Origin of the sequence: Tardiphaga sp. 619_E2_N8_4 (assembly GCF_051810905.1) — a bacterium.
Taxonomy (GTDB): domain Bacteria; phylum Pseudomonadota; class Alphaproteobacteria; order Rhizobiales; family Xanthobacteraceae; genus Tardiphaga; species Tardiphaga robiniae.
The window spans coordinates 5806250-5828378 of the sequence record NZ_JBPWQJ010000001.1 but is presented as its reverse complement, the minus strand read 5'-3'; the positions used below and the strand labels follow the sequence as shown (position 1 = coordinate 5828378).

General features: G+C 62.6%; 22 protein-coding genes. 9 read left to right on the top strand and 13 right to left on the bottom strand.

The genetic code is table 11. The features are described from left to right. Positions 1 to 6: 6 nt before the first annotated feature. Genes AB8A23_RS27710 through AB8A23_RS27700 form a run of 3 tightly spaced genes read left to right on the top strand, consistent with a single transcriptional unit; the run spans position 7 to position 3601 of the window. A complete protein-coding gene (locus AB8A23_RS27710; protein WP_439057496.1) occupies positions 7 to 924 on the top strand; it encodes an ABC transporter permease in 918 nt (305 codons plus the stop codon). Further along, on the top strand, positions 921 to 1835 hold the full coding sequence (locus tag AB8A23_RS27705; protein ID WP_439057497.1) for an ABC transporter permease: 915 nt from the start codon (positions 921 to 923) through the stop codon (positions 1833 to 1835). The genes AB8A23_RS27710 and AB8A23_RS27705 overlap by 4 nt, the downstream gene beginning before the upstream one ends. Beyond that, entirely contained in the window at positions 1832 to 3601 is a 1770-nt protein-coding gene (locus AB8A23_RS27700) for a dipeptide ABC transporter ATP-binding protein (protein WP_439057498.1), read from the top strand. Before AB8A23_RS27705 ends, AB8A23_RS27700 begins: the two co-directional genes overlap by 4 nt. A 28-nt stretch (positions 3602 to 3629) precedes the next feature. Here AB8A23_RS27700 and AB8A23_RS27695 read toward each other — a convergent pair whose 3' ends face one another. From AB8A23_RS27695 to AB8A23_RS27680, 4 genes are all read right to left on the bottom strand, one after another. Next, positions 3630 to 4232 (bottom strand): RBBP9/YdeN family alpha/beta hydrolase, encoded by a 603-nt coding sequence (locus AB8A23_RS27695; RefSeq protein ID WP_439057499.1) that lies wholly within the window; start codon positions 4230 to 4232, stop codon positions 3630 to 3632. A gap of 65 nt (positions 4233 to 4297) precedes the next feature. Further along, complete coding sequence (locus tag AB8A23_RS27690) at positions 4298 to 5689, bottom strand: LLM class flavin-dependent oxidoreductase (RefSeq protein ID WP_439057500.1); 1392 nt, start codon at positions 5687 to 5689, stop codon at positions 4298 to 4300. Between the two features lie 61 nt (positions 5690 to 5750). Beyond that, complete coding sequence (gene ssuD, locus AB8A23_RS27685; RefSeq protein ID WP_439057501.1) at positions 5751 to 6911, bottom strand: FMNH2-dependent alkanesulfonate monooxygenase; 1161 nt, start codon at positions 6909 to 6911, stop codon at positions 5751 to 5753. After that, entirely contained in the window at positions 6908 to 7840 is a 933-nt protein-coding gene (locus AB8A23_RS27680; protein WP_439060441.1) for a sulfonate ABC transporter substrate-binding protein, read from the bottom strand. Before AB8A23_RS27680 ends, ssuD begins: the two co-directional genes overlap by 4 nt. 453 nt (positions 7841 to 8293) lie before the next feature. On the opposite strand from AB8A23_RS27680, the gene AB8A23_RS27675 reads away from it, so the two are divergent. The 6 genes from AB8A23_RS27675 to AB8A23_RS27650 all read left to right on the top strand — a co-directional run bounded on the left by AB8A23_RS27675 (position 8294) and on the right by AB8A23_RS27650 (position 13493). Next, positions 8294 to 9490 (top strand): amino acid ABC transporter substrate-binding protein, encoded by a 1197-nt coding sequence (locus tag AB8A23_RS27675; RefSeq protein ID WP_439057502.1) that lies wholly within the window; start codon positions 8294 to 8296, stop codon positions 9488 to 9490. Between the two features lie 64 nt (positions 9491 to 9554). Next, a complete protein-coding gene (locus AB8A23_RS27670; RefSeq protein WP_439057503.1) occupies positions 9555 to 10421 on the top strand; it encodes a branched-chain amino acid ABC transporter permease in 867 nt (288 codons plus the stop codon). A gap of 17 nt (positions 10422 to 10438) precedes the next feature. Then, positions 10439 to 11371, top strand: a complete 933-nt coding sequence (locus AB8A23_RS27665) for a branched-chain amino acid ABC transporter permease (protein ID WP_439057504.1) — start codon at positions 10439 to 10441, stop codon at positions 11369 to 11371. Further along, positions 11368 to 12120 carry an ABC transporter ATP-binding protein gene (locus tag AB8A23_RS27660; protein ID WP_439057505.1) on the top strand — a complete coding sequence of 251 codons (753 nt, stop codon included), beginning with the start codon at positions 11368 to 11370 and terminating at the stop codon, positions 12118 to 12120. The genes AB8A23_RS27665 and AB8A23_RS27660 overlap by 4 nt, the downstream gene beginning before the upstream one ends. After that, positions 12117 to 12833, top strand: a complete 717-nt coding sequence (locus AB8A23_RS27655) for an ABC transporter ATP-binding protein (protein WP_439057506.1) — start codon at positions 12117 to 12119, stop codon at positions 12831 to 12833. The genes AB8A23_RS27660 and AB8A23_RS27655 overlap by 4 nt, the downstream gene beginning before the upstream one ends. A 24-nt stretch (positions 12834 to 12857) precedes the next feature. Next, positions 12858 to 13493: a 2-hydroxychromene-2-carboxylate isomerase gene (locus AB8A23_RS27650; RefSeq protein ID WP_439057507.1), complete on the top strand. Its 636-nt coding sequence runs from the start codon at positions 12858 to 12860 to the stop codon at positions 13491 to 13493. Between the two features lie 29 nt (positions 13494 to 13522). On the opposite strand, the gene AB8A23_RS27645 is transcribed toward AB8A23_RS27650, so the two are convergent. From AB8A23_RS27645 to AB8A23_RS27605, 9 genes are all read right to left on the bottom strand, one after another. Beyond that, complete coding sequence (locus AB8A23_RS27645) at positions 13523 to 14347, bottom strand: ABC transporter permease (RefSeq protein ID WP_439057508.1); 825 nt, start codon at positions 14345 to 14347, stop codon at positions 13523 to 13525. Continuing rightward, positions 14340 to 15155 carry an ABC transporter ATP-binding protein gene (locus AB8A23_RS27640; RefSeq protein WP_439057509.1) on the bottom strand — a complete coding sequence of 272 codons (816 nt, stop codon included), beginning with the start codon at positions 15153 to 15155 and terminating at the stop codon, positions 14340 to 14342. The genes AB8A23_RS27645 and AB8A23_RS27640 overlap by 8 nt, the downstream gene beginning before the upstream one ends. A gap of 1 nt (position 15156) precedes the next feature. Then, positions 15157 to 16164 carry an ABC transporter substrate-binding protein gene (locus tag AB8A23_RS27635; RefSeq protein ID WP_439057510.1) on the bottom strand — a complete coding sequence of 336 codons (1008 nt, stop codon included), beginning with the start codon at positions 16162 to 16164 and terminating at the stop codon, positions 15157 to 15159. 370 nt (positions 16165 to 16534) lie between these two features. Continuing rightward, entirely contained in the window at positions 16535 to 17689 is a 1155-nt protein-coding gene (locus AB8A23_RS27630; RefSeq protein WP_439057511.1) for an acyl-CoA dehydrogenase family protein, read from the bottom strand. A 236-nt stretch (positions 17690 to 17925) separates the two neighbouring features. Continuing rightward, on the bottom strand, positions 17926 to 18321 hold the full coding sequence (locus AB8A23_RS27625; RefSeq protein ID WP_439057512.1) for a hypothetical protein: 396 nt from the start codon (positions 18319 to 18321) through the stop codon (positions 17926 to 17928). A gap of 19 nt (positions 18322 to 18340) precedes the next feature. Beyond that, on the bottom strand, positions 18341 to 18748 hold the full coding sequence (locus AB8A23_RS27620) for a hypothetical protein (protein WP_176454758.1): 408 nt from the start codon (positions 18746 to 18748) through the stop codon (positions 18341 to 18343). Continuing rightward, a complete protein-coding gene (locus AB8A23_RS27615) occupies positions 18745 to 19935 on the bottom strand; it encodes a glycosyltransferase family 4 protein (RefSeq protein ID WP_439057513.1) in 1191 nt (396 codons plus the stop codon). Before AB8A23_RS27615 ends, AB8A23_RS27620 begins: the two co-directional genes overlap by 4 nt. An 8-nt stretch (positions 19936 to 19943) precedes the next feature. Next, complete coding sequence (locus AB8A23_RS27610; protein ID WP_439057514.1) at positions 19944 to 21224, bottom strand: glycosyltransferase; 1281 nt, start codon at positions 21222 to 21224, stop codon at positions 19944 to 19946. Further along, the gene (locus AB8A23_RS27605) at positions 21221 to 22111 is read right to left on the bottom strand and encodes a WecB/TagA/CpsF family glycosyltransferase (RefSeq protein ID WP_439057515.1); all 891 of its coding nucleotides are present in this window, start codon (positions 22109 to 22111) and stop codon (positions 21221 to 21223) included. Before AB8A23_RS27605 ends, AB8A23_RS27610 begins: the two co-directional genes overlap by 4 nt. Positions 22112 to 22129 lie beyond the last annotated feature (18 nt).

The following is a 22129-nucleotide window of genomic DNA, read 5'->3' as shown; positions in this document are numbered from 1 at the left end:
GAGATCATGTGGTCTCGTATCATTTCCAGATTGCTCACCAGTCTCGTGGTGGCCTGGGCGAGTGTGACGGCGGCATTCTTGGCGCTGCACGCCTTGCCGGGGCGCATCCAGGATATCCTGGCGGGCGATCTGGAATATCCAGGGCTGCGCGAGGCGATTGCGGCGGAGTGGGGGCTCGATCGCAGTCTGCCCGCGCAGTACCTGGATTTTCTTCTGCGCATCCTGCAGGGCGATTTCGGCACGTCCTATGTGCTGCGTCAGCCCGTCACCGAGGTGGTGGGATCACAACTGATGCCGACCGTGCAGCTTGCGCTGCTCGGCGGGATTCTGGCCATCGTGATCGCAGTCGGGCTCGCGCTGCTGACAGCCGGCCGCGGGCGCATCTCGCGCCAGATCGCATCCTTTCTGGAACTGGTGTTCGCATCCACGCCGGTGTTCTGGCTTGGCATCCTGCTGCTGATGGCGTTTTCCTTCACGCTGCGCTGGTTTCCGGTGTCCGGGGCCAGTGGCTGGCAGTCGATCGTGCTGCCGTCGCTGACGCTGGCATTGCCGACGGCCGGCCTCCTCGCGCAGGTGCTGCGTGAGGCGATGGAGAAGACGCTCGATCAGCCCTTCGTCACCACGGTGCGTTCGCGCGGCGTCGGCGAGCTCGTGATCCGCGCGCGCCACGTCTTGCGGCATGCCTTACTGCCGGCAGTGACGCTCGGCGGCTGGCTGATCGGCGGACTGCTCGGCGGCGCTGTGATCACGGAGAAAGTCTTCGGGCGTCCCGGTCTCGGCACCGTGACGCTCGGCGCCGTGCTGACCCATGACGTGCCGGTGGTGCTGGCCGTGGTGCTGCTGGCCGCTTTCATCCATGTCGCCGCGTCGACGTTGCTCGACATCCTGTATTTGCTGATCGATCCGAGACTGAGGGCGCAATGAACGTGCAAACCCGTCCGCTCGCGGACCTGTCCATCGCGCTTGACCCGCAGGTCAATCCGCCCGGTGCGGTGGAAACGGTGACGACGGCGGCCGTGATCGCGCCGCGATTGCTGTCGCTGGGCCTTGCGATCTCGCTGCTGTTCCTGTTCGTGCTGCTTCTTGCCGCGGCATTCCCACGCGCCTTCACCCAGTTCGATCCGCTGATCGGCGATTACACGCTGGGGCTGAAGCCGCCGAGCTGGGAGCATCTGTTCGGCACGGACCGGCTCGGCCGCGACGTGTTCGCGCGGACCATCCACGGCACGCGCTATTCACTGTTGATCGGGATCGGCGGCATGGCGATCAGCCTGGCCTTTGGCATCGTGCTTGGCATTCTCGCCGGACAGCGTAACCGCTTTCTCGATGAGGCCACATCGCGCGTGTTCGACGTGCTGTCGTCATTCCCCGGCGTGCTGCTGGCGATGCTCGTGGTCACGTTTCTCGGGCAGGGTATGCTCAACATCGCCATTGCCGTGGGCATTGCCGGCATCCCGAAATTCGGTCGCGTGATCCGTGCCCAAACGCAATTGGTACGCGATGCCGATTACGTGACGCATGCCGTCGTCTATGGCCTCGGTCGCTGGCAGATCTTCATCCGCCACGTGCTACCGAATGTATTGGTCGCGGTGCCGGTGATCGCGACGGTCTATATCGGCAATACGATCCTCGCGGTGTCGGGCCTCAGCTTTCTGGGGCTCGGCCCGCAACCTCCGACGCCGGAATGGGGCGTGATGCTGGCGGAGAGCCGCGACGTGCTGCGCGTGGCGTGGTGGCCCGGCGTGTTTCCCGGACTCGCCATCACGCTGACGGTGATCGCCTTCACGCTGGTCGGCAATGCCATCCAGAAACGGTTCGAAGGGCGGCTGGCATGACCGACAAGCCATACCTGGTCATTCCACAACCCGACGATTTGCTGATCGACATCGAGGGCCTCTCGATCGGCTTTGCCGGCGCCAATGGCGGCGCACCGATCGTCAGGAACTTCGACCTGACGATCCGCCGCGGCGAATGCGTGGCTTTGGTCGGCGAGTCCGGATCTGGCAAGAGCATTACCGCGCGCAGTCTGCTGAATCTGTCTGGTGACGGGGCCAAGATCGACGCTGACCGTTTCCAGATCAAGGGCCGTAATGCGCTGGAGTTTCGTGAAGCCGACTGGCGCAAGCTGCGCGGCACGGTCACCGGTCTCGTCATGCAGGACGCGCTGGTGTCGCTGGATCCGCTACGCACCATCGGCCAGGAAGTCGGCGAGGTGCTCTCCGCGCATCGGACATTACGTGGGCGACAAACAGTTGCCGCACGTGTCACCGATGTGCTGCGCAAGGTCGGCATTCCCGATCCCGAACATCGAGCTGCACAATATGCGCATCAGCTCTCCGGCGGTTTGCGCCAGCGCGCATTGATTGCGTCGGCCATTGCGGCCGACCCGGATCTCATCATCGCAGACGAACCGACCACATCGCTGGACGTCACCGTCCAGGCGCAGGTGCTCGCCGTATTGGCCGAGCGCGTGCGGGAAGGCGCCGGACTGCTGCTGATCAGCCATGATCTCGCAGTTGTGGCTGGCATTGCCGATCGGGTGATCGTGATGCGCGACGGCCGCATCGTGGACAGCGGAGCTACGGCGGATGTCTTGCGCCGTCCGCGCCATCCCTATACGCGCCAGCTTCTTGCTGCGATCCCATCCGCTGATTCAAAAGGACATCTGCTCGCCTCCGCCCGGTTTGACGTCGCCGGCGCCGAAGGCGGCAGCACCAACGGGTCTATCATCGTCCGCGAGCCGCTTCCGGCCCGCAAGCCATCGGATGACGCCGTGGTGCTGCAGGTGGACGGCATATCGAAGCGATACGTATCGCGGCGGACGTCTGGCCGCGAGCCGCCGCTTCCGGCGCTGGATCGGGTCAGTTTTGCTGTGAAGGCCGGCGAGGTTGTCGGCATCGTCGGCGAATCCGGATCTGGCAAGTCGACCTGCGCCAAGATCGTGCTCGGATTGCTCGCGCCGGATGAGGGCGAGGTGCGCCTGCTCGGGCAGCGCTGGTCCGGGGTGGCGGAGGCCGAGCGGCGCGCGCTGCGCGCAAGACTGCAATATATCCCGCAGGATGCGCTCAGCAGTTTCGATCCGCGCTACCGGGTGGCCGATGTGATTGCCGAAAACCTGACCGGCGATGCGCGCGCAAAGCGCGACCGCATCGTCGCGCTGCTCGAGCAGGTCGGGCTGAATGCGGGGCATCTCGGCCGCACTCCGCGCTCCCTGTCCGGCGGCCAGCGTCAACGTGTCTCCATTGCACGTGCACTGGCGGCGGAGCCGGACATCATCGTATGCGACGAGCCGGTGTCGGCGCTGGATGTTTCGATCCAGGCGCAGGTGCTGGATCTGCTGAGCGAGCTGCAGGCGCGCCTCGGCACCGCGCTGCTTTTCATCTCGCATGATCTCGGCGTGGTCCAGCATATCGCCGATCGTGTGCTGGTGTTTCACCGCGGGCGGATCGTCGAAGCCGGACCGGTCGATCAGGTCTTTTCCAACCCAGCCGATGACTATACCAGGGCCTTGTTGTCATCGATCCCCGCGATCGAGAGTGCCTTCGTGCGTTCGTCTGCCAATGCGGCGATGGCTGGCCCTTCGACGGCACGATCGGTTTGAACGGAACGACAAGACGGCTTGAAATACTCTACGACGCCGGCACCCGTTTGCCGGTCGTGCGGTTTCGGAATGGCCGTGGCGGGTGCCGTGCCGTCTCGGCTTTCGCTGCCAGCGCATCGACCAGGCGGTACGCGGCCGGCCACGCGCCATAGCCCGACGCGATATTGATGTGGCCGGCATCGCCCATGTTGACGAAGTCCGAGCCCCAGCTCTCGGCCAGCATGCGCGCCCGTTGCAGCGACATGAAGGGATCGTTGCTGCTGGCGACGACGATGCTCGGAAACGGCAGGGATGTCGTCGGCATCGGTGCAAAGTTGCGCAATTGCGGGAATGCGTCGGTGTTCGTTTCCACATCGGCCGGTGCGACCAGAAGTGCGCCGCCGATTTTGATGTCCGGCACCCGCAGCGCTGCATGAGCAATGAGGATACAGCCGAGACTGTGGGCGACTGCGATCGCGCCGGGATTGGCATCCGCGCTCGACAGAAGTCGCTCCACCCAGCGATCGAGCACAGGTGCGTCCCAGTCGTCCTGCTCGACGCGGCGCGCAAATGGCGTATGGCTCTGCAACAGGGTCTGCCAGTGGCCGTCCGGTGAGCCGTGAAGGCCCGGAATGATCAGAGCGTCCCGCATGCGTCGATCCCTCTGCTGCTTTGATGCCAGCCCGAGCCGGAGGCCGACGTCGAGTCGTTCGGCCGTTACTCCGCGGCGATAGCGGCTGGCAGCGCGGGGCGGAACGAGGAGGCTGGATGCGGCGCCTGCAGCCGTGCGCGACCGGCACCGAATAATTTCTCGCGAAGCGTGCCGGGCGCGTAGGCGCTCTTGTAGATGCCGCGCCGGGTCAGTTCCGGAACCAGGAGATCGACTATGTCCTCGAAGCTGCCCGGCGAGATCGCGAAGGCGAGGTTCAGGCCATCGACGTCGGTCTGCGCGACCCAGTCCTCGATAGCGTCAGCCACCTGTTCGGGCGTTCCGACCATGATTGGCCCGATGCCACCGATGCCGACATGCTCGGCGACTTCGCGTACCGTCCAGGTGCGATCGGGATCGGCGCGGGTGATATTGTCCATCGCCGTGCGGCCGGCCTCGTTGTGGACGTGCTCCACCCTTTGGTCGAGGTCATAGGTCGAGAAATCGACGCCGGTCCAGCCGGACATCAGCGTCAGGGCGCCCTCATGGTTGATGTAGCGACGATACTCCGTATGCTTCGCGGCGGCTTCCTCCTCGGTGCGGCCGAGGATCACCGTCATCATGCTGAACATCAGGATTTCCGACGGGTCGCGCCCTGTTTCTGCTGTAAGCGCGCGGATCGCAGCGACGCGCGGCGCGATCACCTTTGCGGACGGACCGGACATGAACACGCATTCGGCGTGTTGCGCGGCGAACAGTTTTCCGCGCAGCGACGTTCCGGCCTGATACAGCACCGGCGTTCGTTGTGGTGACGGCTCGGAGAGATGGATGGCGTCGAGCGTGTAGTTCTCGCCATAATGCTGGACGCGGTGAACACGCGACGGCTCGGTGAAGATACCGCGCGCCTTGTCGCGCTGCACGGCGTCGTCTTCCCAGCTGCCTTCCCACAGCTTGTAGACGACCTCCATATATTCTTCGGCGACGTTGTAGCGGTCGTCATGGGCGTTCTGGCTGGCCTTGCCCATGCCCTTCGCGGCGCTGTCGAGATAGCCGGTAACGATATTCCAGCCGATACGGCCATCGGTGAGGTGATCGAGGGTCGACATCCGGCGCGCGAATGGATAGGGCGGCTCGTAAGACAGCGTACAGGTCACGCCGAAGCCGAGATTCTCGGTGACGGCGGCCATCGCCGACACCAGCAGTAGCGGGTCGTTGACCGGCACCTGTGCGGCATTGCGCAATGCCGCGTCCGGATTGCCGCCGAACACATCGTAGACGCCGAGCACATCTGCAAGGAACAGTCCGTCGAACCGTCCGCGTTCCAGCGTTCGCGCGAGATCGAGCCAGTAGGGCAGGCGATTATAGTCGCTGGAGCGGTCGTCGGGATGCGTCCATAGGCCGGGCGACTGGTGCGCCACGCAGTTCATGGCAAATGCGTTAAGGCGAATCTGCTTGGTCATGTGGGGTCCTCCAGATGCCCCGCGGCGTCATTGCGCCGCTGGGATCAAGGCTGGCGACGCATCAAACTTTTGCGGTCGGCCGGCGGTGATCGACGAGCGGTTCTCCGAACGGTCCGGTATTGGCGCGGAACTGCCGGACATTGCTGGTTTGTTGCAGCGACAGCAGCGGAAACACCAGTTCCGCAAACCGATAGGCCTCTTCGAGATGCGGATAGCCGGACAGGATGAACGTATCGATGCCGAGGTCCTGATATTCACGGATGCGTCCGGCGACGGTGACGGGATCGCCGACCAGCGCCGTGCCGGCGCCGCCGCGCACCAGGCCAACGCCGGCCCACAGATTCGGGCTGACCTCGAGCCGGTCGCGCCGGCCGCCGTGCAATTGCGACATGCGCTGCTGGCCGACGGAATCCATTCGCCCGAGAATCTGCTGCGCGGATGCGATCGTGTCGTCGGTGAGGTGTTCGATCAGTTCGTCGGCGGCCTTCCATGCCGCTTCATTGGTATGGCGGACGATGACATGGAGCCGAATGCCGAACGTGATCTTGCGGCCGCGCTGCTCGGCGATCCCGCGCACGCGTGCGATCTTCTCCGCGACCTGCGCCGGGGGCTCGCCCCAGGTCAGGTATTTGTCGACGGTATCGACAGCGACATCGATGCCGGCATCCGACGAACCACCAAAATAGAACGGCGGATGGGGTGTCTGGATCGGTGGATAGAGGATGCGGCCGTCTTCGACCGTGATGTGCTTGCCCGCGACAGTGACGGCTTCGCCGGCGAGCTCCCGTGCGTAAACATTCAGAAACTCACGGGTGACTTCATAGCGTTCGTCGTGATTGAGGAAGACGCCATCGCCCTTGTTCTCGACGGCATCGCCGCCCGTCACGATGTTGATGAGCAACCGTCCGTTGGTCAGGCGATCCAGCGTGGCAGTCATGCGCGCTGCTACTGTGGGCGACTGCAGTCCGGGGCGCACGGCGACGAGATAGCGCAATCGTTCCGTCCACGGCGCGATGGCCGATGCGATGACCCAGGAGTCTTCGCAATTGCGCCCGGTCGGGAGCAGGACCCCGTAATAGCCGAGCTTGTCCGCGGCACGCGCAATCTGCCGCAGATAGTCGAAATCGATCTCGCGCGCACCGGCCGTGGTTCCGAGATAGTGGCCGTCGCCGCTGGTCGGCAGGAACCAGAGAATCTTGAGAGCGTCGTCGGCAGCGGTCATGGTGCGGGTGTCCCGGCGGCGTCAGCTACGGCAATGGCTTTCGGGATCAGTCCGAGCGCCAGAAACGTATCGGCCAGTTGCTGCTGCTCGGTGATGACCTTGCGATCAATCGGCTTGATCCCGTAGGCCTGCCGCTTGAGCGCGACCTCCAGTACAGGAACCGGCAGGCCGACCGAGGGGCTCAATTGCTCGGCCACGGCCTTGATGTCTGTCTTGGCCCAGTCGTCGACTTCCCGCAGGCCTTCGAGAATCGCATCGACCACCTTGGGATCGGATTCCAGGAATTTCTGCGATGACAGATAGAACTGGTAGTTCGACACGGTATCGGTGCCGTCGGCAAGAACCGTCGCCTCAATTGCGGCTTCAGCGGCCGCCTGGAACGGATCCCAGATCACCCAGGCATCCACGGCTCCGCGCTCGAACGCAGCTCGCGCGTCAGCCGGCGCCAGGAACACCGGGGTGATGTCGGAATATTTGACATTGGCTTTCTCCAGCGCCTTGACGAGGAGATAGTGAACGTTGGAGCCCTTGTTGAGCGCGACCTTCTTGCCGTTCAGCTCGGTGACCGATTTGATCGGACTGCCTTTCGGCACCAGGATCGCTTCGCCCTTCGGCGCTGGCGGCTCGTAGGCGACGTAGCGGATCGGTGCGCCAGCGGCCTGCGCGAAGATCGGCGGCGCCTCGCCGGTGTTGCCGAAATCGAGCGCACCGACATTGATCGCTTCCAGCAGCGCGGGGCCTGCCGAAAACTCCGTCCACTTGATGTTCCAGCCAAGTGCCTTCAGGCGTGGCTCCAAACTCCCCTTGCTCTTCAGCAGAACCAGCTTGCCGTATTTTTGGAAGCCAATCCGGACGGTCTTCTCCTGCGCGTGTGCTGATCCGGAACCGATCAGCGTGGGAGCGGAGACGACAGCCACGCCGAGACCCATGGCGATGGCGGCTTTCAAGATCATTCGTCTGGCATGCATTGTCGTTGTCCTGCATTGGGGCGTGAAAGGCACCATCATTGATGACGCATTAGAGTCCCAAGCAGGCGATCTGGGGAATTCCAAAAACCAGGATGATCATGGGTTGATCGCTCTGCACAATGCCGCCATCCGGAGAACGTTGTGCCTCAGATGCGGTAACCTTGATCTTCGATCGATGCACTGCGGCGTTTGGCGCGCAAGCCGTGATCTGCAGCAGCACCATAGATGCACTGCGCGAAAGATGTATCGGGCGATTTGCTCAACTGTAGCAGAAATCCATCGTTGTTGATCATGGGCCAGAGCATCGCTCGCGGCGCGATCGAATGCTGAAGGATGAAATACTTTATTGAGATCAGCACATTGACATCTCTTTTGCGCTCGGAGACATGCCGCGGAACTCATAAGGAGATGATCATGAAGTTGGGACATTCGCTGCTGGCTGCCGCCGTGGCCATAGTGTTGCAGGCGGGCATCGCAAGCGCGCAGGATTCCCTGCGCATTGGCGCACCGCTTCCGCTGACGGGTGCGTTGGCTCCGGAAGGCGCAAAACTGAAGCAGGGCTATGAGCTTTGGCAGGAAAAGGTCAATGCGGCCGGCGGCATCAAGGCGGGTGAGAAGAAGCTGAAGATCGAACTGGTCTATTACGATTATCAGTCGACGACGCCCAAGGCGGTCCAGCTCGCGGAGAAGCTGATCACCGACGACAAGGTCGACTTCCTATTTTCGCCGTTCGGCTCTGGCGCAGCGAAGGCCGTGAGCGCGGTAGCCGAGAAAGCGGGCGTACCTCTGCTGGCATCGAGCGCGTCGTCGGCCGAGGTGTTTGATCAGGGGTACAAGAACCTGTTCGGCCTCTATACCGACAATAGCACGCTGAGCGAACCGATCGCCGATCTGATCAAGGCGAAGTTGCCGAACGTGAAGCGTGTCGCGATTCTGGCGCGCAACGATCTCTATCCGTTGTCGTTGGCCAATGAATTCGAGAAAAGCGCCAAGAAGCGCGGCTTCGAGGTCGTGTTCTTCGAGAAATATCCGATCGGCACGCTGGATCATTCTTCTGCGTTGACGCAGTTACGTGCCGCCAAGCCCGATTGGGTGGTGGTGACCGGCTACATCAACGACCTCATTCTGGCCCGCAAGCAGGCCGGAGAACTGAAGGTCGGCGGGCAGGCTTACACGCTGATCAATGGCCCGGCCTACAAGGAGTGGATCGATGCTGTGGGCCCGCTGTCGGAGAATGTCACGACCGCGAGCTGGTTTCATCCGATCCTGAATTACAAGAGCGAAGACGTGTTCGGCTCGACGCAGAATTTCGTTGCGCAATTCAAGACCAAATATGGTGCCGAGCCAGATTTCACCCAGGCGTCAGGCGCGGCGGTCGGTGTCATTCTGCAGCTGGCCGTCGAACGCGCCGGCTCGAAGGATCGCAATGCTGTCCGCGAGCAACTCGCGAAGGGCGGCTTCAAGACCTTCTTTGCACCGATCTCGTTCGGCCCGACGGGTATCGCCAACTCCTACATCCCGCCGGTCTATCAGATCCAGCAGGGCAAGGTGCAGGTGGTTTATCCCGCCGACATCGCCACCAGCGATTTCCGCGCGACCCCGGGAAATTGATCTTCTGACGCTTGCGAGGCCGTGGCAGTGCGCTCTGCCACGGCCTCTGCATTGAGGCATCGACATGCTCTGGATACAGGTGCTGGTCAACGGACTGGCTTTAGGTGGGCTTTATGCCTGCATCGCCGCCGGCTTTTCGCTGGTCTGGGGCGTACTCAACATCATCAACATCCTGCATGGGTCGCTGATCGTGCTCGGCGGATATCTGGCTTTCTTCGCCCATCAATCGTTCGGCATCAGCCCGTTCCTGTTCGCGCCGCTGGCGGGAGCGATCATTTTCGTGCTCGGCTATGTCATCCAGCGCATCGCGATCAATCCGGTGATGGGACGACCGGTGCTGATGACGCTGGTGCTGACCTTCGGACTCAACCTGTTTCTCGACAATGCCATGCTGGCCGGGTTCAAGGCCGATTACCGCAAGATCAATCTCAATCCGCCGCTTGGTGTTTTCGAGTTCGGCGACATCATCCTCCCCATCGACCGCGTCTATGCCACAGCGGTCGGGCTGGTGCTCGTCGTCGCCTTGGGACTGCTGCTGCGTTTCACCCAGCTCGGCCGCGCCATCGTGGCGGTGCGCATGGATCGTGATGCCGCGTCGCTGATGGGCATCGACGTCAAGCGTACCTATGCAATCGCGTTCGCGCTCGGAACCTTCATGGCGGGATCGGCCGGCGCGCTGCTCGCTGCCATCTTTCCGATCTCGCCGGTGTCCTCCGGCGGATATCTCGGCAAGGCGTTCGTGATCTGCGTGCTCGGCGGTCTTGGCAGCATCCCCGGCGTCGTTGCGGGCGGCTTTGCGCTGGGCGTGATCGAGAGTTTTGGCGCGCTGTTCATCGGGCCTGAGAATGCGCTGACGATCTCCTTCCTCCTTTTGCTGGTGTTGCTGGTGGTCAGGCCCACCGGGCTGCTGGGCCGCAAGGGGTTCAACTGATGCGCTGGAGGATATTCTTGGTCGCCGCCGGGCTGGTGCTGTTCATTGGGTTGTTGGCATTTGGCGACAACTATGTGCTGCGCCTCGCCACTACGGTCGCGATGTATGTGACGCTGGCCGTCGCCTGGAACATCGTCGGTGGTTTCTCCGGCTATCCGTCATTCGCGACAGCAGCCTTCTTCGGGCTTGGCGCCTATGCGGGCGGCCTTGCATCGTCGGCGGGTGTGCCGGCAGTTGCCGCCTGGATCGGTGCCGGTGTGTTCACGGCCGTCTTCGCGACCGCGCTCGGGTTCGCGATCCTGCATCTGCGCGGGCACTATTTCGCGATCGGCAGCCTCGTCGTTGCTGACGTGCTTCGCGAGGTAACCAATTCCTGGACGTCGCTGACCGGTGGCGGCATGGGCCTGAACGTGCCGTTGCTCGGCGGTAGTTCGAACAGCCAGGCGCAGTTGTTTCTCGTGGCGATGAGCGTCGTCGCGGTGGCAGCGGTTGTTGCATCGATCTGGATTGATCGGGCACGGCTGGGTGTCGCACTTCGCTGTATCGACCAGAACGAGGACGCCGCGCAGGTCATCGGCATCGATACCCGGCGCGCCAAGGTCATCGGTTTTACTTTGTCCAGCCTGTTCATCGGCATCGCCGGCGCGATCTATGCGTCATGGGTCAGCTATATCGATCCATCCGACGTCTATGATGTCTCACTCTCGGTCAAGCCGATCATCATGGCCCTGCTCGGTGGTGTCGGTACCATCGCCGGACCGGTGATCGGGGCCTTCGTCTTCCTCGGACTGGAGGAACTGATCTGGCGCAACAGTCTCGAATTCCACGCAGGCTTCCTCGGCCTGTTGGTGGTGGCGCTGGTCCTGTTCCTACCAAGCGGCCTTGGAGCGCTGCGCGGGCGTGGGATGCTGTCATCCATTGCCGCGATCATGCGGAGAAAGTCGCGATGAGCACACTTCTCACGATGAACCATCTCTCGCGCCGCTTCGGAGGCTTGCTGGCGCTTGACGATGTATCGGTGGCATTGAAGGAAGGCGAGATCATCGGCCTCATCGGTCCGAACGGCGCGGGCAAGACGACCTTCGTCAACGTCGTTACAGGCGTTCTGAAGCCGACATCGGGGACAATCGATTTCGCCGGACGGCAGATAGGTGGATTGCGACCGGACCTTGTGGCCCGCGCGGGCATCGCGCGCACTTTCCAGATCGTGCAGCCGTTTCCGCGTATGACTGTGCGCGAGAACGTCGCTGCTGCCGCGCTGTTTGCCGGGGGTGTTCCGACGCGCGAGGAGGCCAGCCGCGATGCCGACCTGCATCTGGCTTTCTGTGGGCTGACGCGTGAGGCCGATACGCTGGCGTCAGCATTGACGCTTGCCGGCCGCAAGCGGCTGGAACTGGCGAAGAGTCTTGCATCGAAACCGAAGCTGCTGCTGCTCGACGAGGTCAATGCCGGCCTAAATGCGGCGGAAATCGACAATGCCTTGCGCCTGATCGCCGATATCGCCGCCAAGGGCATTACCGTTCTGCTGATCGAGCATCTGATGAAGGTGGTGTCACGGTCCTGCAGCCGGCTGCTAGTGCTGCATCAGGGTCGGTTGGTGGCCGATGGCCCGACGGCCGAGGTCATGCAGGACGAAGGGGTGATCGAGGCCTATCTCGGTAAGCGCTTTGCTAGGCTGCAGAAGGAGATCACACCATGAGCGCGACCTTGCTCGAGGTCCGTCATCTCGCGGTTGGCTACGGCGACGTGCAGGTGGTCTGGAACGTCGATCTAGCTGTTCCGCAGGGCGATGTCGTCGCTCTCATCGGGTCGAACGGCGCCGGCAAGAGCACGATCCTGCGCGCTTTGTCCGGACTGCTGCAACCCACCGGCGGCAGGATCGTGTTCGACGGTGAGGAGGTGAGGGCAGCGTCGCCGCTGGATTTCGTCCGCCGTGGCCTGATACATGTGCCGGAGGGACGGCGCCTGTTCGCCGGCCTGTCGGTGCTAGATAATCTGATGCTCGGCGCCTATGGCCGCAGCAATCGCGGGGCGATATCCGCCGACATCGAGCGCGTCTTCGACCTATTTCCCCGTCTGCGTGAGCGGCGCAGGCAGGATGCCGTTACGCTATCAGGCGGCGAACAGCAGATGTGTGCGATCGGCCGCGGGTTGATGGCGGCGCCGCGCTTGCTGCTGATCGACGAATTGTCACTCGGACTGGCGCCAAAAGTAGTCGATGAATTGATCGAGGCGCTGCGCAAGGTGAATGCGGCGGGGACGAGCCTGCTGGTCGTGGAACAGGATGTGGCAACCGCGCTCGAATTCGCCGATCATGCCTATGTCATCGATCAGGGCCGCAGTGTTGCGGCCGGCACGGCAGCAGAGATATTGCGTGATCCGTCGGTTCGCGCCGCTTATCTTGGAATCTAGGTTTTGCTTTCAGAAGGACACGGCATGGCCGAGCAACATCCCCGGGTCGATTACTATTTCAGCTTCATCTCGCTGTGGTCCTATATCGGCAGCCTGGTGTTTCAGGACATCGTGAAACGCCATCACGTCGAGGTCGTCTACAAGCCCATCGACTTGCTGACAGTCTTCGCTGCCGGCGGCGGCAAGCCGGTTCGTGAGCGGCCGCTCCAACGCCAAGCCTATCGGCTTGTCGAAATGGAGCGCTGGAAGGGTATCCGCAACATTCCGCTCGTCACCTGGCCGAAATTCTATCCAGCCGACCCGTCGCTTGGTCATCGCATGCTGCTGGTCGCTATCGCTGAAGGCGCCGACGTCTCGGCTTTCGTGCATGCCGGACTCAAGGCGGTGTGGGCTGATGAGCTGGACATTGCTGACCCCGAGACGCTGGTGCGCCTGGCCGATCAGAGCGGTCTCGATGGACGACGGCTGCTGTCCGGCGCCAACGACCTTGCCGTGCAGGAACGCGAGGCGAGCCTGACGCGTGAGGCTGTCGATAGAAAGCTGTTCGGCGCGCCGTTCTACTTCTATCGCGACGAACCGTTCTGGGGCCAGGATCGTCTCGATCATCTCGAGCAGGCGATCGTATCGGGGCGCCCGCCGATCGCGACACCTGTTGTTTAAGAGCTGGCTCATTGGCCTGTCGTCGTCGCTCAGGCCTGCTCCTGGCCCCAGCGCTGCACCGTGATCCGCGTCAATGTGCGAAAGATAACTCCTTCGACGACGAGGCCGATCAGGATCACCGTCAGCAGTCCCGCGAACACGCTGGCCGTCTCCAGCTGTGCACGGCTGGTGTAGATGAACCAGCCGAGACCGCCGGAGCGCGCGCTGACGCCGAATACCAGTTCGGCTGCGATGAGCGTCCGCCATGCGAAGGCCCAGCCGATCCGCAGGCCCGACAGGATTTGCGGGAACGCCGCAGGCACCAGGATCTCCACCACGAACCGGCCGCCGGACAGGCCGAGATTGCGGCCAGCCATTCGCAGCGTCGGCGGCACGGCGAGGAAGCCGCCATAGCAGGCCAGCGCCACCGGCCATAGTACCGAATGGACGATGACGAAGATCAGGCTCGGCGTGCCGATGCCGAACCAAAGCAATGCAACGGGCAGCAGCGCGATGGCGGGAAGCGGATTGAACATGGATGTCAGCAGCCCGAGCGCTTCGTTGCCCCAGCGTGACAGCGCGGCGAGGGTCGTGAGCGCCGCGGCGACGGCTACACCCAGCGCATAGCCGGTGATCAGGACACGCAGCGACGTCAGGGTGCGGTCCGGCAGTTCACCGGAGACGATAGCCGCCCACAGCGCCGACAACGTCGCGCCCATGGTCGGCAGCAGCAGCGCATTGTCCAGCCAGCGTGCATAGAGCTCCCAGATCAGCGCGAAGCCCAGCAGGATGACGGCACGGCGCCACGGCGTGCCGGAGAACACGCGTTGTAGGGCAGGCGCGCGCACCAGTTTCGGCGCAGCAATATCAGACATGTTCGGTTTCCGGATCGGCGAACACGCTCTGCTGGATCTGTCGTTCCAGCTCGGCGAAGCGCGCGGTGCCGCGGATGCGGGTGTCGGGCGGCACGTCGAATGTCGCGCCCAGCCGGCCGGGATGCGGCGTCAGTGCGAGGATGCGGGTGCCGACGCGGATCGCCTCGTCGATGCCGTGGGTGACGAACAGCGCCGTGCTCCCGGTCTCCTCGCACAGCTTCAGCAGTTCGTCCTGCATCTGTCGACGCGTCAGCGCATCCAGTGCAGCGAACGGCTCGTCCATCAGCAGCAATGCAGGCTCGAGCGCGAAGGCACGGGCGATGGCGACGCGCTGCTTCATGCCGCCAGACAGTGTATGCGGATAGGCATCGACGAAATTCTTCAGCCCGACGCGGCTGAGCCAATGACGCGCGACATCCTCCGCCTGCCGGCGCGGCAGCGACTTGCCGCGCTCCAGCGCGTAACGGACATTGCCCAGCACCGTGCGCCATGGCAGCAACTGGTCGAATTCCTGAAACACCGTCATGCGGTCAGGGCCGGGCGCATCGATGCGCCGCCCGTGTAGCCGGATCTCGCCGGTGCTTGGCTTCAGGAAACCGCCCACCGTACGCAGCAGCGTGGACTTGCCGCAGCCCGACGGGCCGAGCAACACCAATCGCTCGCCGGCCGAGAGCGTGAAGCTGACATCCTCGACGGCCGTGAGGATGCCGTCGCGGGTGGGATAGCTGATGCTGACATGGTCGAGCGCCAGCAGCGGCGCCGTTACGGCGTCACCGACGAAGTCAGCCGATCGCGGTGCGACGTTCACGTCAGCTCCCCGGCTTCTCTCCGAGGCCGGACCAGAACAGATCCCGCCACGACGCCGGCGCCTGCTTGATGAGGCCGACCTTGGCTTCGAAGTCGGCGAATTTCTGCGCGCCCTCGGGAATTGTGGTGAAGTTGATGTTCTTGTCGCGAATGATGCTCTCGACGAAGTCCGGCGTGAGCTTCGAATTTTCGGCCTTGATGTAGAGCGCGGTGGCTTCTTTCGGATTGGCCTTGATCCAGTCATTGGCGCGGTCGAGCCCGCGCACGAAGGCCTGGATCGTCTTCGGATTGTCGTTGACGAATTTTGTGGTGGCATAGACCACGTTGAAAGTATGCGGGCCGCCGAGCACGTCGTAGCTGTTCAGCACCTGGTGCACCTTGCCGCTGGCGAGCTGCTGCTGCGAGAACGGCGGCGAGGTGAAGTGTGCCGTGATCTCGGAGCGACCCGACAGGATCTGCGCGGTTGCGTCCGGATGCGGCATGCTGACGGTGAGCTCGTCGAGCTTGTCGTATTTGCCGAACGCCTTGTCGGCCGCCATCTGCAGCACGATCGGCTGGAAACCGACCTTGACTGACGGCAGCGCGATGCGGTCCTTCTCGGTGAAGTCGGCCAGTGTCTTGACGTTCGGATTGTTGGTGGTGAGGATATTGGCCATCGATCCCAAGGCGGCGACGCCGATGATCTTGGCGGTGGTTCGCGTCTTGTCCCAGGTCAGGATCATTGGCGTTATGCCGGCGGTCGCGAAATCCAGTCCGCCGGAAATCAGTGCTTCGTTCATCGATGCGGCGCCCGAGAGCCGCAGCCATTCGATCTTCGGCGGCGTGATGCCAAGCGCCTTGGCTTCTTCCTCGATCAAGCCTCGTTCGCTCGCGACGATGAGCGGGAGATAGGCGATCCCGAACTGCTGCGCGATACGGAGTTGGGCCGTCTCGGCGCGAGCGCCTTGCATAGTCGCCGCGACAAAGCCCAATGCGAGCGCGCCGACGTGCAGAAATTTTGCTGTCTTCATGGTGTGTTTCTTCAATACCGGCTTGTGCGAGCCAAGTGTCGCGGTTTCAACAATTCGCAATTACACTTCAGGAAATCAGCAAAATGGTCCAGCGTGCAGATGCGATGGCACCATGTTCGGAAGAAGCCTGCTGGCACGACGGTGAATGTAGGAGAGTTTTTCTCGGAATTGCTTGTTCGAGAGAACGTCGTTGACCTGTCGGCCAGCAGTTTCAGGGCAGGGTTGCTGATTGGGGGCTGTCCCAAGCGAGACGTCTGGCAATTTCGGCACCCGCGCGCTGCCTCCGGATGCCGATCGACCTCCTGACGCCATCGCTGAATGGTCGCAGCACTCAATCAAACAGCGACGGCTTTCGCCGCGCGCGTCATTGCTATTCCGACTTCCAGTCGCGCTTGATCTTCTTGGCGAGCGACCATTTGTGGACTTCGGTCGGGCCGTCATAGATGCGGAACGCGCGGATCTCGCGGAAGGCCTGTTCGACGATGGTTTCGCCGGAAACGCCGGTGCCGCCCATCACCTGCACGCAACGGTCGGCGATCCGCATCAGCGCTTCCGACACGGCCACCTTGGCCATCGAGCTTTCGGCCGTGCCGAGCGAGCCGGTGTCGAGCACGTCGGCGCACCAGTCGATCATCAGTTCCGACTGTTTGATGTCGATCAGGTTTTCCGCCAGCATGAAGCCGACGCCTTCATGATCGATCAGGGCCTTTCCGAATGCATGGCGACGACAGGCATAGTCGGTCGCGATCTCGTTGGCGCGGATCGCAAGACCCAGCCAACGCATGCAATGCGACAGGCGCGCCGGGCTGAGGCGGATCTGCGCGTATTTGAAACCGTCGCCTGAGGCGCCAAGCATCTGGTCGGCGGGGACACGCAGGTTATCGATCTCGATCTCCGCATGGCCGCCGGGCATCGAGTTGTCGATCGTATCCAGCACGCGCAGGGTGCGGATCGCAGGATCGGGCAGATCGACAAGGAACATGCAGGCGCCGTCCTCGGACTTCGCCATGACGATCCCGACCTTGGCGCCTTCCGCACCGGTGATGAACTTCTTCCGCCCGTTGATCACCCAGTGATTGCCATCGAGCCTGCAGGTGGTCTGCATCATCGACGGATCGGAGCCTGCGCCGCCTTCGTTTGCCGGCTCGGTCATGAAGAATGCCGAACGCGCTTTCCCCGACACCAGCGGTTCGAGAAACCGCGTCTTCTGTTCGGCGGTACCGACCTTGCCGAGCAGGTACATATTGCCCTCATCGGGCGCCATCGTGTTGCAGGCAAGCGGACCCAGCGGCGAAAGACCGGACTTGATCAGGGCCTTTGCCGTTTCGCGCTGCGTCAGATGCGACCCATCCGCAAGAATATGCGGGGTCAAAACGCCAGCCTTGCGGGCCTTGTCGCGCAGCTCTTGCACCAGTTCGTCGCTCGGGCCGTGAGCACCTGTCCGCGGATCTTTCTCATAGGGGATGACTTCGGCGCGGATGAAGGTCTCGATCCTGGCGGCAATGGCGTCGGCGCGATCAGTCATGGATGCAGATACTCCGGTCGATCCTTGGGCGAAGCCCTGGGGCGGGATTGAGGCAGGCGGGGCCGATCACGGTACGGGTGGTGGCCGGCGACGAGGTGAGGGATAGCATTTACACGACCAGTATGCCTGATCGTATCGAACTCGGCTACGAGGCATCGATCGCCCTGAAGAGTGTCGTGGCGTCACTGACCCTCGCAGGGGCGTGCTGATCGGCTGGTCTTGATCGGTGGAAACCGCTATTTCGGCGCCGGCTCGGCGGCATCGAGATTGATGCTCGGGAAACGCCGTCTCAGGTCCCGCTTCAGCGATCTGAAATGCTCGATATTGTTTTCGAGCGTCCGCAGCCGTGCTTCGCCGATGCGGATCTCGTCGTCCGATTTCTGCAGGAGTTCCGCCCGTGGGTCCGACTGGCTGTTAACGTCCTCGATCTCGTTACCGCCGACAATTGCGGCGATGGAGATGACGTCTTCCAGCCGACGCTTCAGGCCGTCATGCTCGTATTCTGCGCTGCGCAGGCCGGAGTCGATGGTCGCCGCAATGGCAAGAACCAGCCGTTCATCGGTGATGCGATCGCGTTCCGGCGAGCGTGTCCGGAATGTCTCGGACGAGGAGCGAAAGATGCGCTTCAGCATGGCGGCATTTCCCTCTGGCTCAGGTGAGACCCTTGATCTTCTTACACGACGTTGCGGAACCTGACGACATCTGCACAATGCCCGATGTCGATTTCGTTAGCACGAGCTCCTTGGCGGAGATGAAGCGTAGCGTGGCTCTGGGGTTGGCGTCGCAGAATCGCGACAGCGTCGCCGCGGTGGCGGCCACCGTGTCCTGTTTCGGAATCACCGCGATGGCCCCATCCTTCAGGATGTAGGCATCTTTGACGTTCGGCATCGTCGCCGTCGCGGTGCAAACCTTGAACAGGCCTTCATAGGCCTGTGGCGGCATGGTGAGATCGCCTGCAAGGCCGCCGAGCAAATACTCCCGGCTCTTGTTGCAGTTGTCGGCCTGCGCGGCGCCTGCGGTGAGCACGAGCAATGTGACGATGGCAGCGAGCTGTTTCATGCCGATGCCCTCAGCTCCGATCCGGTCTGCAAGGCATCCTCCGACGGTGATGGCCGTTTCAAACCATAGGTTTCTGCGGCGCAGCGTTCCCACGACAGATCACGCGCATGTGCGGCGGCGCCAGCGCCGAGGCGCGCCCGCAGCTCATCGTCCTCGGCCAATTGCCGGATCACATGGGCGATCATGTCGACGCGGGGGGCGACCAGAAGGCCAGACTGGCCGGCGAGCACCGCATCGGGCACACCTCCGATATTGCTTGCGACGCTCGGCAGGCCCGTGGCACCGGCCTCAAGATAGACGAGACCGAAGCCTTCGACGCGGCCGGACGAATCCGGCACACCGGTCAGACAAAAGAAGTCTGCCGCACCGTAGATATCGCGAATTTCTTCATTCGATAGCGCGCCGAGTAGCCTGATGTCGCAGTCCGACGCAGCGATCATGCCGCGAAGCTCATCGACATAGTCAGCTTCTCCTTGCGGACCGATGACCAGCCAGGTGACGCGCTGACGTAATTCGTCAGGAAGCTGCGCGAGGGCGGCGAGCGTGAGATGATGTCCCTTGCGCCGCGTGAGCCGCGCCACAGTGACCAGGACGATCCGGTCTGGCGCAATGTCATAGATCGCGCGTGTGGCAGCGCGGTCGCTGCGCCGGCCGGACCAGAAATCGGAGACGCCAAGGCGAATGGCATGAATGCGGCGTTCGTCGATCGTGAATCTTTTGCGAAATAGCTCGCGTGTGAAGTTGCTATTGGCAGCGATCTCGGTGCGTGGCCCGAACACGCCACTGAACCGGATCGCCAGCCGCTTCAGTGGCGTCTGCGTCTCATTGATCTCTGTACCGTGCACAGTCATCAGCATCCGCGCCGGCGTGCGGCCGCGCGCGAGTGCGACCGGAATGAAGAAGGGCCAGTCGGCGGCATGCACCACATCGAACGGGGCCGTACCGATCCGGCTGCGCGCCAGCATGATCTTGGCAGGCAGATCACGCGCCGAATGCAATCCGCCGCTGAAGCGGTGGATTGCGAAGGGCATGGCGCGATCGTCGGCTGACATATCCTGTGCGTAATCGGGAGCGACCAGCGTCACCCGCGCGCCGAGCTGCGTTGCGGCCAATGCGATCTCATGGGCGTAGGTGCCTATCCCGCCGCGTGCGGGAGCATATTCGCTCGATAGCAACAGGATATTCACAAATAACCTCAGTGTGCCGCGGAGGGCGTCATCGTCATGTTGCGCGCATTCTGGATGTCCTGGTGATAGGTAAAGACGCGCGCCAGCTGTGTTGCTGGTGTGAAATTATCGATCGCGCTGGCAACCTGCGCCGGGTTGATCTCGCCGGTGCCGATCGCATCGCGGGTATCGAGGAAACGTTGGGCCAGGTTCTCGATCATCTCGTCGCGCGACGCGCTACGTGAAATCAGGTAGCCACTCTCGCCATCATGGATCACCGATTCCAGCTGCGGCAGGTGCACCGCGACGACCGGGCGGCCGACCGCAAGCGTCTCGAGCACGCAACGCGGCATGCCCTCGAACTCCGACGTCAGGATGCCTGCATGGGCATTGGCCAGTGTTGCGGCCATGCCGACAGCGTCCTTGAAGCCGTGCCGGATTGTGATGTCTTCGATCGCGGCGAATTCGGCAAAGCGATGCGGATCGCTGGTCCCGATATAATGGAATTCGAGATGGCCATGCAGCCGCTCGCGCAGACGGGCGATGGTGCTGAACATCAGCGGCGGATCCTTGAACTCGTCAAGGCGTCCCGCGAAGATGATTCGGAACGGCTCGGTCATCGCCGGAAACGGCTGTGGCTTGAAGATGTCGGTATTAACCCAGGTCCACAACGTGTCGATCTTGCCGCTCTGACCGGGATATGTCTTTTGCAGCCGTTCGGTGATGAACGGATTCACGCACAGAAATTTTGCGCTGGTCGTGACCGCGAAACGCTCGCCGATATTATGCACGAACGAATACTTCTTGAGGAGCGAATCCATTTGCAGCTTCGGCGCGCCCTCGCCATGCAGCATCTGGATGAACGGACGGCGCAGCAGCGTCGGCAGCCAGGAGAATTCGACACGGCGCAGATCGACCGTGCAGCCGCGCTCGCGGATCAAGCGCGACACCGGCCCGAAATAGCGCAGTAACGCCATGAAGAACTGGCCAGTGAGTGACGAGCGGATGGTGCGCGCGGCCTCTCGGGCCTGCTGGTCGGAATAGTGCAGGATCGGGAGAAAGTCGAAGTCGCGCCCGCGGAAAGTCAGCCGTCGCACTTCGCCGAGCTTGAGGTCGCCGATCGAATCCACGCCAACGAACAGGATGTCCGTGTCCGTGGGATGGAAGGTGATGAAGTCGCGGATATAGGTCTCTAGCCCACCCACCTTCTGGCCGCGCGGATCGAACGGGTGGATGAGGCAGATCTGGTAGCGTTGCTTGGCCGGCGCGGCGTTCCGGGCGCGAAGACCCAGAGTGAGTGTCGAGGTCATGCGGCTTTCCTCATGCGAGCGTTCAGGATTTGTGGAAGCGTACTGGCGATCAAACGTGGCACGGCGGCCGCGCAGCGTGCGTAACGGGGCGCAAGGCGGCGCGGATCCCGCAACATGCGCCAGGCCCATTCGAGACCGGCACGTTGGGTGAACATCGGTGCGCGAACCTGTGTACCTGCGATGAAGTCCAGCGCTGCGCCGAAACACAGGCAGCCCGTTCCGTCCAGCTCATCGATACAGCGCGACGCAAACACTTCCTGCCGCGGGGCGCCCAGCGCGAGGAAGCAGAGCTTTGCACCGGATGCGCGGATCTGTGCAATCGCTGTATCGGCCTCCGCTGAATAGGCCTCGAAGTTGCGACCAGGCGCGAAGGTGCCGACGATCTGCAAGCCCTGATATCGTTTGCGCAATTCCGCTGCAGTCTTGTCCAGCGTTGGCCTGTCGGAGCCGAACAGAAAGATGGGAAGCCCTTTCTTGCCTGCAGCTTCGCACAAGGGAGCAGCAAGATCAGCGCCGGTTGTTCGTGAAATAGGTTTGCCAAGCAGATGACTGAGAACGACGATCGGAAAGCCATCCGCAGTCACGAAGCGTGCGCGCCGGTAGGCCGCGCGAAAATCGGGCTTTTGTTGCAGATGTACGACATGATCGAGATTGAGCGTGCATACACTGAAGTTATCGCCGCGTTCGGCCGCTTCTACGATCGATAAAACGGCTTCGTCGAGCGATGAAACGTTCACGGTGACTCCGTCAACGGTGAGATTTTTGGCGTGTGGTGCCTGCGTCTTCGACATGTCGGTCCCCTGATGACGATGTAGCCGAGGTACGCTTGAACGAAGTGCACACCTGCTTGCTGCCGATGCAGCAAAGAAAAGTGAGTCGAAAATCATCTCCCCGACGTCATGGAC